The 14526-nt window shown below is 60.1% G+C and carries 15 protein-coding genes; 6 read left to right on the top strand and 9 right to left on the bottom strand.

What is annotated here, in order from left to right; translation table 11 throughout:
* Window positions 1-3 precede the first annotated feature (3 nt).
* Together IF204_RS14835 and IF204_RS14840 are read left to right on the top strand one after the other, a co-directional pair.
* Window positions 4-1332 carry an ammonium transporter gene (locus tag IF204_RS14835; protein ID WP_194097853.1) on the top strand — a complete coding sequence of 443 codons (1329 nt, stop codon included), beginning with the start codon at window positions 4-6 and terminating at the stop codon, window positions 1330-1332.
* A 139-nt stretch (window positions 1333-1471) separates the two neighbouring features.
* Window positions 1472-1810 carry a P-II family nitrogen regulator gene (locus IF204_RS14840; RefSeq protein ID WP_194097854.1) on the top strand — a complete coding sequence of 113 codons (339 nt, stop codon included), beginning with the start codon at window positions 1472-1474 and terminating at the stop codon, window positions 1808-1810.
* Window positions 1811-1847: 37 nt separating this feature from the next.
* On the opposite strand, the gene IF204_RS14845 is transcribed toward IF204_RS14840, so the two are convergent.
* The 3 genes from IF204_RS14845 to smpB all read right to left on the bottom strand — a co-directional run bounded on the left by IF204_RS14845 (window position 1848) and on the right by smpB (window position 4510).
* Entirely contained in the window at window positions 1848-3032 is a 1185-nt protein-coding gene (locus IF204_RS14845; RefSeq protein ID WP_194097855.1) for an amino acid aminotransferase, read from the bottom strand.
* Window positions 3032-3898 carry a 3-mercaptopyruvate sulfurtransferase gene (gene sseA, locus IF204_RS14850; RefSeq protein WP_194097856.1) on the bottom strand — a complete coding sequence of 289 codons (867 nt, stop codon included), beginning with the start codon at window positions 3896-3898 and terminating at the stop codon, window positions 3032-3034. The genes IF204_RS14845 and sseA overlap by 1 nt, the downstream gene beginning before the upstream one ends.
* A 135-nt stretch (window positions 3899-4033) precedes the next feature.
* Window positions 4034-4510 (bottom strand): SsrA-binding protein SmpB, encoded by a 477-nt coding sequence (gene smpB / locus IF204_RS14855; RefSeq protein WP_194097857.1) that lies wholly within the window; start codon window positions 4508-4510, stop codon window positions 4034-4036.
* A gap of 102 nt (window positions 4511-4612) precedes the next feature.
* Between smpB and IF204_RS14860 the strand changes: the two genes are divergently transcribed.
* Complete coding sequence (locus tag IF204_RS14860) at window positions 4613-5062, top strand: ion channel (protein WP_228069227.1); 450 nt, start codon at window positions 4613-4615, stop codon at window positions 5060-5062.
* On the opposite strand, the gene IF204_RS14865 is transcribed toward IF204_RS14860, so the two are convergent.
* Together IF204_RS14865 and dapA are read right to left on the bottom strand one after the other, a co-directional pair.
* Window positions 5063-5938 (bottom strand): DMT family transporter, encoded by an 876-nt coding sequence (locus IF204_RS14865; protein ID WP_322743294.1) that lies wholly within the window; start codon window positions 5936-5938, stop codon window positions 5063-5065.
* Complete coding sequence (gene dapA, locus IF204_RS14870) at window positions 5935-6804, bottom strand: 4-hydroxy-tetrahydrodipicolinate synthase (RefSeq protein ID WP_194097858.1); 870 nt, start codon at window positions 6802-6804, stop codon at window positions 5935-5937. Before dapA ends, IF204_RS14865 begins: the two co-directional genes overlap by 4 nt.
* A 146-nt stretch (window positions 6805-6950) precedes the next feature.
* On the opposite strand from dapA, the gene IF204_RS14875 reads away from it, so the two are divergent.
* On the top strand, window positions 6951-8936 hold the full coding sequence (locus IF204_RS14875; RefSeq protein ID WP_194097859.1) for a lytic transglycosylase domain-containing protein: 1986 nt from the start codon (window positions 6951-6953) through the stop codon (window positions 8934-8936).
* Here the strand turns inward: IF204_RS14875 and IF204_RS14880 are convergent.
* On the bottom strand, window positions 8933-9811 hold the full coding sequence (locus IF204_RS14880; RefSeq protein WP_194097860.1) for a DMT family transporter: 879 nt from the start codon (window positions 9809-9811) through the stop codon (window positions 8933-8935). The two genes, IF204_RS14875 and IF204_RS14880, sit on opposite strands and share 4 nt — an antisense overlap.
* Window positions 9808-10479: a tRNA (5-methylaminomethyl-2-thiouridine)(34)-methyltransferase MnmD gene (gene mnmD / locus IF204_RS14885; protein WP_194097861.1), complete on the bottom strand. Its 672-nt coding sequence runs from the start codon at window positions 10477-10479 to the stop codon at window positions 9808-9810. Before mnmD ends, IF204_RS14880 begins: the two co-directional genes overlap by 4 nt.
* Before the next feature lie 47 nt (window positions 10480-10526).
* Here mnmD and IF204_RS14890 point away from each other — a divergent pair, with 47 nt between their 5' ends.
* Window positions 10527-11567, top strand: a complete 1041-nt coding sequence (locus IF204_RS14890) for an NAD(P)/FAD-dependent oxidoreductase (protein WP_194097862.1) — start codon at window positions 10527-10529, stop codon at window positions 11565-11567.
* Here the strand turns inward: IF204_RS14890 and IF204_RS14895 are convergent.
* A complete protein-coding gene (locus tag IF204_RS14895) occupies window positions 11564-12115 on the bottom strand; it encodes an NADPH-dependent FMN reductase (RefSeq protein ID WP_194097863.1) in 552 nt (183 codons plus the stop codon). The genes IF204_RS14890 and IF204_RS14895 overlap by 4 nt on opposite strands.
* 73 nt (window positions 12116-12188) lie before the next feature.
* Between IF204_RS14895 and IF204_RS14900 the strand changes: the two genes are divergently transcribed.
* Window positions 12189-13820: a thiamine pyrophosphate-binding protein gene (locus tag IF204_RS14900; RefSeq protein WP_194098248.1), complete on the top strand. Its 1632-nt coding sequence runs from the start codon at window positions 12189-12191 to the stop codon at window positions 13818-13820.
* Between the two features lie 70 nt (window positions 13821-13890).
* Here the strand turns inward: IF204_RS14900 and cobO are convergent, their stop codons facing one another.
* Complete coding sequence (cobO, locus tag IF204_RS14905) at window positions 13891-14499, bottom strand: cob(I)yrinic acid a,c-diamide adenosyltransferase (RefSeq protein WP_194097864.1); 609 nt, start codon at window positions 14497-14499, stop codon at window positions 13891-13893.
* Window positions 14500-14526: the final 27 nt, after the last annotated feature.

Here is a 14526-nt window from a genome sequence, read left to right on the forward strand (position 1 = left end):
CTTATGAAACTCACCAAACTCCTCCCCGCCGCAGCGCTCATCGCGCTTCCGGCTGCGGGCTTTGCCCAGGATGCAACGGCCGGCGTTGACGCCTCGACCGACAGCATCTTCATCTTCAACTCGCTGCTGTTCCTTATCGGTGGCTTCCTCGTATTCTGGATGGCAGCAGGCTTCGCAATGCTCGAAGCTGGCCTCGTTCGCACCAAGAACGTTGCTATGCAGCTGACCAAGAACGTTGCCCTCTTCTCGCTGGCAGCGATCTTCTATTACCTCATCGGCTACAACCTGATGTACCCGCTCGGCACCTGGTCGATCGACGGCGTACTGTCGGGCGTCTGGAGCACCGCTGCTCTCGAAGCTGTTGGCGTTGCACGTGATGCAGCCGACGACTACGGCTACGCATCGACCGGTTCGGACTTCTTCTTCCAGCTGATGTTCTGTGCGACCACTGCTTCGATCGTTTCGGGTACCCTCGCCGAGCGCATCAAACTGTGGCCCTTCCTGTTCTTCACTATCGTCCTGACCGCGATCATCTATCCGCTGCAGGCTTCGTGGAAGTGGGGCGGTGGTTTCCTTGACGCTGCTGGCTTCCTAGACTTCGCTGGCTCGACCGTTGTTCACTCGGTCGGTGGCTGGGCTGCTCTCGCTGGTCTGCTCGTCCTCGGTCCGCGTATCGGCAAGTACAAAGACGGCAAGACCGTTCCGATCCCGGGTTCGAACCTGACCCTCGCTACCCTCGGTACGTTCATCCTGTGGCTCGGTTGGTTCGGCTTCAACGGCGCATCGCAGCTCGCAATGGGCACCGTAGGTGACGTCGCTGACATCTCGCGCATCTTCGCTAACACCAACGCTGCTGCAGCAGGTGGTTCGATCGCCGCAATGGTCCTGACCCAGCTGATGTACAAGAAGGTCGACCTGACCATGGTTCTCAACGGCGCACTGGCTGGCCTCGTTTCGATCACCGCTGAACCGCTGACCCCGACCCTGGGCGCAGCTACCATCATCGGCATGATCGGCGGCATCCTGGTTGTCCTCGTTGTTCCGCTGCTCGACAAGCTCAAGCTCGATGACGTTGTCGGTGCGATCCCGGTCCACCTCGTCTGCGGCATCTGGGGCACCATCGCAGTTGTCTTCACCAACGGTGACGCGTCGCTCGGTACCCAGCTCTACGGTATCATCGTAGTCGGCATCTTCACCTTCGTTGTCTCGCTGGTCGTATGGTTCATCCTCAAGGCAGTCGTGGGCATCCGCGTCACCGAGGAAGACGAGATCAACGGTCTCGACATGGCTGAGCTCGGCATGGAAGCTTACCCGGAATTCTCGAAGCGCTAATCAGCACTTCAATTCCATTCAGACTAAAGGCCCGGGCGTTCGCGCCCGGGTTTTTTGTTGCCTTTCTCCATGAACTTAGCCCAAAATTGCGCTAACTGTGGGGAGCATGCTGCCCCTCATATTCCCGGAGGATATCACCGTGAAACTCATTGTTGCCGCCATCAAACCGTTCAAGCTAGACGAAGTCCGCGAAGCAGTCACTGCTATCGGCGTTCGGGGCATGATGGTGACCGAAATCAAGGGCTTCGGCTCGCAGTCCGGCCACACCGAAATCTACCGCGGCGCTGAGTACGCGGTGCATTACGTGCCGAAGGTGAAGTTGGAGATCGTCGTGCCCGACAACATGGTCGATCAGGTGATCGAGACCATCAGTTCGAAGGCCAACACCGGCAAGATCGGCGACGGCAAGATCTTCGTCATGGATGTGGAAGGTGCCGTGCGGGTGCGTACCGGAGAGATAGGCGAAGACGCCCTGTAACGAAAAAAGGCGGGTCTTGGGACCCGCCTTTCTTTTATCAGACGCCGGCTTTGACGATCGCTTGAGCGAGAAGCGGAACCGTCTCCGCATTGAGGCCCGCAATGTTCATGCGGCTGTCGCTGACCATGTAGATACCGCTGTCAGCGCGCATCTGTTCGACCTTCTCCGGCGTGGTGCCGATCTGGCTGAACATGCCGCGGTGCTTGGCGATGAAATCGAAGCGGTCGGTGTTGGTCAGGCGCTTCAGCTCGTCAGCCAACTGGGTCCGCAGACCAAGCATGGTATTACGAACGTCTTCCAGTTCGGCTTCCCAGTCAGCGCGCAGCGCGTCGTCGTTCAGGATGGTCGCGACAATACGGGCACCGTGGTCCGGCGGGAACGAATAGTTCTGACGGTTCAGGAACTGGAGCATACCCTGAGCCAGCTTGGCCTGACCCTCATCGCGCGCGATGGTCATCAGGGCGCCGGTGCGCTCGCGGTAGATGCCAAAGTTCTTGGAGCACGAGGCAGCGATAATGCATTCGTCAACGCCAGCAGCAACCAGACGCGTTGCCTGAGCGTCTGCGTCCAGACCGTCGCCGAAGCCTTGGTAGGCGATGTCGATCATCGGAACCGCGCCCTTGGCCTTCAGCAGGGCAACGACTTCTTTCCACTGCTCTAGCGTCAGGTTCGCGCCGGTCGGGTTGTGGCAGCAGCCGTGCAGCAGAACGACGTCACCGGCTTTGACGTTGGCGAGGTCGCCCATCATGCCGTCGAAGTCCACATCGCGGGTCGCGGTGTCGAAGTAGGTGTAGGCCGTGTGGCGCATATCCAGATACTTCAGGATCGACAGGTGGTTCGGCCACGTGGGGTTCGATACCCAGATGGTCGCCTGCGGGGTGGCTTTCTTAATCAGTTCGAAAGCCTGACGGATCGCACCGGTACCGCCTGGCGTGGTGACGCCCGAGATACGCTCGCGCGCGACAGCACCGTTCAGAACGAGCTTGATCATGCCCTCGATGTACAGCGGTTCACCGGCGAGGCTGGTGTACGACTTGCTTTCCTGCGATTCCCAGATCTTCTGCTCGGCAGCCTTCACAGCGCGCATCACCGGTGTCACGCCCTTGGGGTCTTTATAGACACCAACGCCAAGGTCGATTTTGTCGGTGCGGGGATCCGATTTGTATGCCTGCATCAGCATAAGGATCTTGTCAGCGGGTTGTTCAGTCAGATGCTCGAGCATCATGCGTCTCCGGTTTCGATGGGAAGATCGGCGTACATGCCCCATTCGGACCACGAGCCGTCGTAGAGGGAGTAATCGGTCTTGCCCATGCGTTCGAGCGCAAGGCAAAGCACCGCCGCGGTCACTCCCGATCCGCAGCTGGTGATGGCAGGTTTGTCGAGGTTCACGCCAGCAGCTTCGAACGTCTGGCGCAGCGCATCGGCGTCCTTCATGGTGCCGTCGTCGTTCAGCACGTTGCCGAACGGGACGTTCTTGGCACCCGGAATATGGCCGGAGCGCAGACCCGGACGCGGCTCGGCAGCTTCACCGCTGAAGCGGTTCGCGGCGCGGGCGTCGATGATCTCGTGATCGCGCAACTTGGCGGCGCGAGCGACCTCGGTCACGTCTTTGATGAGGTTCTTCTGAACGCTGGTAATCATGTGGCGGTCGCGGATGACGGGCTCTTCGTCAGTCACGGGATGACCTTCGGCCTTCCACTTGGGCAGGCCGCCATCCAGCACGGCAACATTCTTGATGCCGAACAGGCGGAACAGCCACCAGACGCGGGCGGCGCTGAACAGTCCGGCGCCGTCATACACAACGACCTGATGACCATCGCCGACGCCCATGGCACGCATACGGCTCATGAACTTTTCAACCGGCGGTGCCATGTGCGGCAGGTCCGAACGCAGGTCCGAGATTTCGTCGATGTCGAAGAAGCGCGCGCCGGGGATATGTTCGGCGGCAAATTCGGCTTTGGGATCGCGGTCGGCGGTCGGCAGAAACCACGATGCATCCAGAACACGCAGCTCGGGGTCTTTCAGGTGTGCGGCAAGCCACTCGGTCGAGACGAGTGTTTTGGGGTCGTCCTGAAATTGTTGGCTCATGCGCGGTGCCCCCTCACGATCCGGTCAATCAAATTTCCCCTAACCCCGCAGTATTCGAGACGCAAGGGGAAGCACGCCCCTGCGCCATTTTCGGCAACAAAAGCTGGGATAAAGCGACATATTGTGAGCAGGTCGTCAGACCGAGTGGCGAAGCAGGCGCTGTTTCTGGCGGGCCCAATCACGCTTTGCGTCCGACTGACGCTTGTCGTGGTTCTTCTTACCCTTCGCGATGCCGATCTTCATTTTGATGATGCCGCGATCGTTGAAGTACATCACCAGCGGAACGATAGTCATGCCTTCACGCTTGGTCGAATTCCACAGACGCGCCATTTCGCGCTTGCTGACGAGCAGCTTGCGATGACGGCGTTCTTCGTGGCCCCACTGACGTGCGGGTTCGTAGGGCGCGATGTAGCTGTTGATCAGCCACAGTTCCCCGTTTTCCACCGAGGCATAGCTTTCGGCAATATTCGACTGGCCGGTCCGGAGGGATTTAACCTCGGACCCCGTAAGAACCATGCCGACCTCGAGGTCTTCCTCGATCGCATAGTCGTAACGCGCACGCCGGTTTTCGGCGATGACTTTGTAGTTCTTGTTTTCCGGTTTCTTAGCCATAGCGCACCAGATAGGCTGTCGCGCGGCTCGCGGCAAGGTGAAGCAAGGGCTGGCGGTGCCACGTTTCGCGGTTAAAGTTACAAAAAACTCCGAGGCAGCGCGATGATCACTCAAATCCTGATCGGTAGCATCCTGATGGTTCTTTCGATCGTCGTGGCGGGCGTCACCTATCTGCTGGCCGAGTCGATGGGTGCGCGCCTGACCGGATGGCTCAACCGCCCGCCGTTCCAAATCAAGCTGCTCACGGTGCTCTCTGCGGCGGCGCTTCTGATCCTGTTGCAGATTTCGGTGAGTGTCTGGCTGTGGGCGTTTACCATGTGGCAGATGGATTTGTTCGAAACGCTGGAGCGGTCGGTGTACTTCGCGCTCACCTGCTTCACCACGCTCGGCTTCGGCGATGTGCTGCTCCCCAAGGAATGGCAACTCCTCGGTGGGCTTGCTGCGACGAACGGGATGGTCAACTTCGGCTTTGCCGCGGGCATGATGGTCGAAACGATGCGCCTTGTCCGCCGCAAGCAGGTCGATGCGAAGGACAAGAGCCTCGAAAGCTGATCAGCGGCGACGCACGCGGAGCAGGGTGAACACGCCGCTGCCGACTACGATCAGACTGCCGATCAACGTGAGCGTCGGGATGCTTTCGTTGAACATCAGCGCTCCAAGGACTGCACCGAAGATCAGGCGCGAATAGCGCCAAGGGGTCACGGTAGCCACGTCGCCGCGACGCATCGCGATGGTCAGCGCGTAATAGCCCATGATGCCGCCGACGATGGCGCAGAAGAGGACGCCCAGTTCTCCGCCCGACATGGGGACAAGGTCAGGATTGAGCGACCAGATCAGCGCACCGGCAATCGACAGCATGGCATAGCCGTTCAGGCCGAGCTGGAAGTTCGACAGACTGGGCGCGGCAGCGCGGGTGGCAAGGTCACGGCCAGCAAAGCCGATCATGCCTGCAACAGCCAGCATCGCGAGGATATCGAAGGTCGCGGACCACGGGCGCAAAATCAGCATCACGCCGACAAGGCCGATCATGATCGCGGTCCACCGCCGCCAGCCGACAGGCTCTTTGAGAAACAGCGCGGCACCTGCCACGACGACAAGCGGCGTTGCCTGAAGGATCGCGGTCGCGGTGATGATGGGAATGAGCGTGAAGGATGCAGTGTAGGTGATCCGGCCCATAATCTCGAATAGGGCGCGGATACGCATCGTCGGGCCGAAGTATTCCGGCGAATAGAGCTTCTGGCCCGAGAGTTTAATGAGCACGGCAAATACTATCATCCCGCTAAGACCGGTCATCGTGACGACCTGCCCGAGCGGAAGCGTTTCTGCGCCGAGTTTGAGGAGGGCGTCTTCGATGGCGAACCCCGCCATCGAAGCAATCATGAACAGGCTGCCGATCAGGTTTTCCCGACCGGATGCCGGCGCGGTCACAGAAGACCTGCGTGCACCATGGCTTTCTTGATCAGCTCTTTCGTGCTGTCTTCCAGTTCGGTCAGCGGCGAGCGGACTTCGGCAGAGCAAAGGTCGAGCAGCGACATCGCGTACTTGGCACCAGCAACGCCCGGCTCGGTGAAGATCGCATCGTGCAGCGGCATCAGGCGGTCCTGATAGTCCAGCGCGGTCGCAAAATCACCGCGCAGCGTGGCTTCCTGGAATTCCGAGCAAAGCTTCGGCGCGACGTTTGCCGTGACCGAGATGCAGCCCTTGCCGCCGTGAGCATTAAAGCCCAGAGCGGTCGCGTCTTCGCCCGACAGCTGGATGAAATCGTGGCCGCAGGTGATGCGGGTGCGCGGCACGCGGCAAAGATCACCGGTCGCATCCTTGACCGCAACGATCTCGGGCAGTTTGGCTAGCGCGCCCATGGTCGCCGGCGTCATGTCGATGACCGAACGACCCGGAATGTTGTAGATGACGATCGGCAGGCCGATCTTGGCGCACTCTTCGAAGTGAACCATCAGGCCGCGTTGGGTCGGCTTGTTATAATAGGGCGTCACAACCAGAGCAGCGTCAGCGCCAGCATCTTTGGCGGCCTGCACCAGACGAACGGACTCGATGGTGTTGTTCGAGCCGGCGCCGGCGATGACCGGAATGCGGCCGCCCACCTGTTCGACAACGGTTTTAACAACGAGGTCATGCTCTTCATGGCTCAGCGTTGGGCTTTCGCCAGTGGTGCCAACGGGAACGAGGCCATGCGAGCCTTGGTCGATGTGCCACTCGACAAGTTTTTTGAGCGTGTCCAGATCCACAGTGCCGTCCTTGAACGGCGTTACCAGCGCGGGCATCGATCCTCTGAACATAACGTCTTTCCTTGTCGTGTGGTGGGCGTGAGTCGCCCACAGTGAAAACGGGCGGAACCTAGACGGCTTTCCGCCGCTTGCCAAGTTTGTGAGTTGAGGTTTAGCGCCTCTCCGCTAGGCTTTTAGGCGAGTAGCAGAGAAAAGATATGGCAAAACGTACATCAATACTGGCCGCGTGTTTTGCTGCGGTCCTTCCTTTCAACGCAATGGCTCAGGATGCAGTGCTTACCGCAGCCTTCGAAGCCGCATCGGACGACGACTGGGAAGGCGCCTACGGACTTGTAGGCGTCGACCTTGTGGCGCGTGATGTCGTGACGTGGGAGCGGCTCCGCCGCGGTGAGGGCGAATTCCTCGAATACGTCCAGTTCATCGACAGCCACGAAGATTGGCCGACGATGACCCAGCTTCGCGCTCGCGCTGAAGAGGCGATGGCGGACGGTGCGGAGAATGACGTCGTTGTATCCTTTTTTGACGGAGAAGATCCGCAAACCGGAACCGGAGCGTTGTTTCTTGTCCGCGCTCTCGTTGCCGCAGGTGAAAGCCAGCAAGCCGCGAAAGTGCTGAGTGACACATGGGAAACCTACGGCCTGACCGACGATGAACACGCGCAGTTTGTCGAAGCGTTCGGGAGCCTGCTGGAGCCGTGGCACTGGAAGCGGACCGAGAATATGCTCTGGCGCTGGAAAACGACCGACGCGCGCCGGATGCTGCCTTTGCTGGATGACGATCACCGCGCTTTGGCCGAAGCCCGCATCGCATTGATTTCCAAATCCGGTAACATCGACGAACTTGTTGACGCTGTGCCGGCCTCACTCGCCGATGATCCGGGTCTAGCCTATGACCAGTTCAACTATCTGTCGGATCAGGGTGAGCGTACGCTTGCCATCGAAATTCTGAATAATCGCACCGACAGCGCTGCAACGTTGGCGCAGCCCTTCCGCTGGTCTGGCTGGCGCCGGTCGCACGCGCGGTGGGAAATGCGGGAAGGGCGCTACGACAGTGCCTATCGCCTCGCAAGCAAACACTTCCTGTCGCCCGATGAGGGCGAGCCCTACGCCGATCTTGAATGGCTGGCTGGTTATGTCGCGCTGCGCTTCCTTGATGACCCGCGTCTCGCGCTTGAACATTTCCGCAAGCTGGAAGCCGCTGTGGATAGCCCGATCTCCGACGGTCGCGCAGGCTATTGGTTGGGCCGCGCGTATGAAGCGGCGGGCGATCCGGAAATGGCTGCTATGTCCTACCGCGAAGGGGCGGAGCACCAAACGGCGTTCTACGGGCTGCTCGCTTCGGAAAAGGCGAACATCCCGCTCGATCCCTCCATCGCGGGTAATGAAACCTTCCCCGCATACGAAGGGTCCGAGCTTGCAGACAACGACGTCGTCAAAGCTGCGTTCATGTTGCTCGACGCAGGCGAGCGGGGCAAAGCCGTGTCGTTTTTTGCCGAGTTGGGGCGCACACTGGACCGCGAGCAACTGGGCACCGTCGGGCAAGAGCTGATGACCCGAGACGACCCTTTCTTCCTCGTGCTGCTCGGGAAAAGCGCCGCCGCGCGCGGGATCATCATTCCCGACCTCTATTTCCCGCTGCATGACTTGGCGAACATGGACTTGCCGGTCGAGCCGGAGCTTGCCCTGTCGATCGCCCGCCGCGAATCCGAATTCAATCCGGTCGTAGGCAGTTCGGTCGGCGCGCTGGGCCTGATGCAGTTGATGCCTGGCACCGCGCAGGATGTCGCGAACGATCTCGGGATTGACTACAGCAAGCCGCGCCTGACGTCGGACTGGCAGTACAACGCGACGCTTGGCAGTCGGTATCTTGAGATGCTGGAAGAGATGTTCGGCAACACGCCCGTTATGATCGCTGCAGGCTACAACGCCGGTCCGGGTCGTTCGCGTGACTGGGCTGCGCAGCGCGGCGATCCGCGCAAGGGCGAGGTTGATCCGATTGACTGGATCGAGATGATCCCCTTCCGCGAAACCCGCAACTACGTAATGCGCGTGACCGAAAGCATTCCGGTCTACCAAGCCCGCCTGAGCGGCGAGGTCGGTCCGGTGAATTTCACTTCGCTCCTGATTGGAAGCACGCCGATGCCGGTGCCGCGTGCCCGCCCGTGGGACAAGGCGCCGAACTAGGCCGCCGCGAGCTTCTTTTTCCGCTCGCGGAAGAACGTGAAAAGCCCTGCGCTCACGACAATGATCGCGCCGACGACCACGTTGATGCGCAGGGTATCGTGGAACACGAGCACGCCGATAGAAGATGCGAAGGGCAGTTGCAGGTAGGCGAAGGGCTGCACCGCGCTGGCCTCTGCCACATCGTAGACCTTGATCAGAATGTAGTGGCCGCTGGCCGCAGACACGCAGAGCGTTGCCATCAGGAACCAGTCGAAAGTACTCATCGGCTCCCAGTACCAGATGCCGACCGCCGTCATCGCGATGGCGCCGGCAATGCCTGTCCAAAAGAAGGACGTCGACGGGCGGTCATAGCGCGCGACGTATCGGGTCAGGATGCCGTAGACAGCAAACATCAGCGCGGCGATCAGCGCCCAAAGCATGTCGGGCGTGAATACTCCGTATCCGGGTTGCAGGATGACTAGAACACCAAGGAAGCCAACGGCGATGGCCGACCAGCGTTTCCAGCCGACTTGTTCCCCCAAGATGGGGCCAGAGAAGGCGACGATGAGCAGCGGATAGCAGGCAAAAATCGCGTGGGCTTCGACCAGTCCCAAGCGCACGAAAGCTACAATCGTCATGCAGATTTCCGCGACGAGCAGGACGCCTCGGAAAATCTGAAGGCCGAGGACCTTGCTGCTGGCCACCTTGCGGACCGATCCGCCTCGATGCTTGGCCATGAAGATGACGAAGGCAGCGAAAAACCAATAACGGACCATGACGACCATGCGCACGTCGTAAGTGTCGGCGAGGTGTCGCGACAGACCGTCCTGCATCGCAAAGATAAAGGTCGCGCAGATCATCAGGATGATGCCAAGGCGCGTATTCTGTTCGGTCATGCTTTGACAGCTTTCGTCATGTGGCGCTTGCGGCCAAATCCCGGAATGCGTTCGACGGTGAAGCCTGCGAGCTCCAGATTGCGGCGAACGTGCCCTGCGGCGGTGTAGGTCGCGGCAGTGCCTCCTTGTTTGGTGTGAGCGCCGACACCGGCCATCACATCACTTTCCCACATCTCAGGGTTTTTCGCAGGACTGAATCCATCAAGAAACCACGCATCAGCCTGCAAGGAGTGTGACGGCAAAGTCTGACGGACATCACCTTTGACGATACACAGGCGAACGGGGCCGAGATCCAGTTCGTCACCTTGGTCGATCTGCGCCAGTAGCTGCGCGGACCACTTCGACAACTCCGGCCAAGCGGCCAGCGCGTTTGCCATGTCGTCCTTCGCCATCGGGAAGGCTTCGAACGTTGTAAATGTCAGGGTGCCGTTCGCGCCCGCCTCTTCCCACGCTTTCCACGTCGTCAGGAAATTCAGCCCAGTGCCGAAGCCGAGCTCTCCGATATGGAAATCGTCGCCGAACCGCGCAGGCAGATCGTTGCCCTGAAGGAAAACGTATCGCGTCTCCTCCAAGCCGTTATCGAGCGAGAAGTAGGGGTCGTCGAACTGCCGCGACACGGGGATGGTCCCGTCTCGCCAGTCCAGCTGGGCTTGTGGCTGGTCGTTCATGAGGGCATGCCTTAAGGATGCGGCGAATGTGAACGCGGGGTTGTGAAATGGCAATGGTCGATGTGACGGTCTATGGGGCAGGGGCGTTCGGCTTGTCGGTCGCCTATGCCTGCATTTCGCGCGGGGCCAAAGTCCGTGTGATCGACCCCTTCGGTGTGGCCGCCGGATCGTCGGGCGGTATCGTCGGAGCGCTTGCGCCGCATGTGCCCGAAAACTGGAACGACAAGAAAGCTTTCCAGTTCGACAGCCTCGCGATGGCGGAGGCGTTCTGGGCCCAGATCGCCGAAGTGTCCGGGCAAGATCCCGGTTACCTGCGCTCGGGTCGTTTGCAGCCAATGGCTGATGAGAAGGCGGTTGAACTGGCTCAGCAGCGCGCCGTGACTGCTGCCGACTTGTGGGAGGGCAAGTTCGATTGGCAGATCGTCGATGCCGATGGCTATGGCGATTGGGCACCGCAGAGCGCCAGCGGCAAGCTCATCCACGACAACCTCACCGCACGGGTCCATCCGCGCAAGGCGACCCACGCACTCGCCGCTGCGATCATCGCCAAGGGCGGAGAGATTACCGACGCGGGCGCTCCTGAAGGCAAGGTCGTCTATGCGACCGGTTGGAAGGGTCTCGTCGAGCTATCCGAACAAAACGGCAAGTCGGTCGGTGCAGGCATTAAGGGCCAGTCCGCGCTGCTAAAATTCGACGCGATCCAGAAGCCGCAGCTCTTTGCCGATAGCCTTCATATCGTCCCGCATATCGACGGGACTGTCGCCATCGGCTCCACCACCGAGCGCGAGTTCGATGATCCGTCATCCACCGACGCGCAGCTCGAAGACGTGATCGCCCGCGCCATCGAGGCTTTCCCTGTTCTGGCTGCTGCCGAAGTCGTGGAGCGCTGGGCAGGTGTCCGTCCGCGTGCCAAGAGCCGCGCGCCCATGCTCGGCGAGCATCCGTTCCAGGCAGGAGCCTATATAGCCAATGGCGGGTTCAAGATCGGGTTTGGCATGGCGCCGAAGGTCGGGCTGGTCATGGCTGATCTGCTGCTCGACAGTGTCGACGCGATCCCCGACGGCTTCAAGCCAGACGCGAGTTTCTAGCGTACCGGATTGCAGGCTGCGACGAGGTCTCTGAATGCCGCGACGTGGGTGGTGAGCGCCCGCCGCGCGCGTTCATCCGTCAGATACCCGTCTTCGTCGAAGCAGTCTGCAGGGTTCGACACCAACACTTCGCGTCCGTTCATGACCAGCGGCCCAAACGGTGCAAGCGCAAGCCGTAGTGCGAACTGCGAGCGGTCTCCGCCACCGCGCCCTGCCGCTGCCGAAATGATCGACACAGGCTTGTCGGTCCACGGGTTCTCGGGCAGTCGGCTGATCCAGTCGAGCGCGTTCTTCAGTCCGCCAGGCAATGACTTATTGTACTCGGGGGTGGCGATGATTACCGCATCCGCCTTGCTGATCCAGTCAGCGAGCGTTTGAACGCCCTCAGGGATGCCCTCTTCATCTTCGAGATCGCCGTCATAAAGCGGAAAGCGGATATCGCCCATTCCGTAGAGATCCGGCGCGAACTCGCGAATGGCTTCCTGCAAGAGCATGAGGTTGTACGAACCCCTTCTGAGCGACCCGCAGATCCCTAGAATTTTCGCCATTCATGATCCCTACTTGCTGATCCAGCTCCATCCGATCAGAGTGCGATGGATGTTCAATACGGGAGGTAGAATGATGCGTCACGGCGGCAAGGTTCTTGCGGACCAGTTGTCCATTTTGGGTGTAAAGCGTGTGTTTTCCGTCCCGGGTGAAAGCTTTCTGGCGGCTCTTGACGGCCTCTACGATAGCGGCATCGAAAATATCGTCTGCCGTCACGAAGGTGGCGCCGCAATGATGGCAGAGGCTTACGGAAAACTGACCGGAAAGCCCGGCGTTGCCTTTGTGACCCGCGGACCGGGCGCGACCAACGCGAGTGCGGGCGTCCATGTCGCGCGTCAGGATTCGACGCCGATGGTTCTTTTCGTCGGACAAATCGCGCGTGACCATCGCGATCGTGACGTGTTTCAGGAAGTCGACTATCGCGCCATGTTTGGTCCACTGGCGAAATGGGTCGCCGAGATTGATCAGACGGACCGACTACCCGAATACATCGCCCGCGCATTCCATATCGCACAAACAGGCCGTCCGGGTCCGGTTGTGCTGGCACTGCCTGAAGACATGCTGAGCGCCGTTTGCGATGTGGCCGACATGCGCCCGCCTGCACAGATCGCGTCGTCTGCCATCGATGCGCAGGTTGCCGTAGACTGGCTGGCCGAGGCGACCAACCCTCTTGTCGTCGTCGGCGGCCCGCATTGGTCAAAAGGCGCCGAGGAAGCGCTCGCCCGCTTCGCCGATGCGCACCAAGTCCCTGTCGCCGCGGGTTTCCGTCGTCAGGATTACCTCCGCAACAATCACCCTTGCTATGCCGGCGATCTGAACGTCGCGATGAATCCTGCTTTGGCGCAGCGACTTGCAAACGCCGACCGCCTGCTGGTGCTAGGTTCGCGCCTCGGAGATATCGAAACGAAAGGCTTTACGCTCGCCGACCCCACGCGCCAGCAGCAGCGTATCTTCCACGTTCATGCAGACATCGCCGAACTCGGCCGCCTCTGGCAGCCCGACCACGCCGTCTGCGCGAAGGCCGGTGATTTCGTCAAAGCGCTTGCCGACCTGCCACCCGTGAAGACTTTCGAAAAGAAAGCCTCAGACGCCAACCAGGCTTACCAAAAATGGGTCACCCCGATCGAGACGCCCGGCGCGGTCAAACAGGAGGCCATCATCAAATGGTTGTCGGACAACCTACCGCACGATGCCATCGTCACGAACGGCGCCGGCAATTACGCCGCCTTCCTGCATCGCTATTTCAGCTACAAACAATACGGCACGCAGTTTGCGCCGACCTCCGGGTCGATGGGCTATGGTTTTCCTGCAGCCGTTTCGGCTTCACTCGAACATCCGGACAAAACCGTCGTCTGCCTTGCAGGTGATGGCTGCATTCAGATGACGCTGAACGAGATGTCGACCGCTATCCAGCATGGCGCAAAGCCCATCGTTATCGTGATGAACAACGGGCAATACGGCACGATCCGAATGCATCAGGAACGCACTTACAAAGAACGCGTCTCCGGCACAGCCCTCGCCAATCCGGACTACGCTGCCCTCGCCAAAGCATACGGCGGCCACGGTGAAACCGTTGAAACCCAGTCAGACTTCGCCCCCGCTTTCGAACGCGCACGCGCGTCTGGAACACTGGCGGTCATTGAATGCCGCATTGATCCCGAAGCACTCAGCACAGGACAGACGCTCACCCAAGTGCGCGGCGGTTGAGTTTCATTCTGACAGAAATACCTCGGGGGTGAGGCCGTAGGTCGAGGGGGCAGCGCCCCCTCCAAGCCGATCAGTATTCGACGCCGATCTGGGCCTTGATGCCCGAACGGAACGGATGCTTGAGCAGCTCCATTTCCGTTACGAGGTCAGCGATCTCGATCAGGTCTTCATGCGCATTGCGGCCCGTCAGGACGACGTGGGTCATGTGCGGCTTCTCGGTCGAAAGGAATTCGACCACTTCGTCGATCTTCACATAGTCATAGCGGATCGCGATGTTGATCTCGTCGAGCAGCACCATCGAATTCGCCGGATCGCGGATGAGGTCCTTGGCTTTTTCCCACGCCGCCTGCGCCATCTCGGTGTCGCGGGTTTTGTCCTGCGTTTCCCACGTGAAGCCTTCGCCCATCGTGTGGAACTCGCACATGTCGCTAAAACGCTCGAGGATCAGGTCGCGCTCGCCAGTGCTCATGCCACCTTTGATGAACTGCACAACAGCGCTTTTCATGCCGTGGGCGATGTGTCGGAAGATCATGCCGAAAGCAGCGGTCGATTTGCCTTTGCCCTTGCCAGTGTGGACGATGATAAGGCCCTTTTGGTCCGTCTTGGTCGACATGATCTTGTCGCGGGCGGCTTTCTTCTTGGCCATCTTGAGGGCGTGGCGTTCGGTATCTTCCGTCATGCAAATCTCCTGTTTGGCGCAACTGTG

The sequence above is a fragment of the Marivivens aquimaris genome (genome assembly GCF_015220045.1).
Classification (GTDB): domain Bacteria; phylum Pseudomonadota; class Alphaproteobacteria; order Rhodobacterales; family Rhodobacteraceae; genus Marivivens; species Marivivens aquimaris.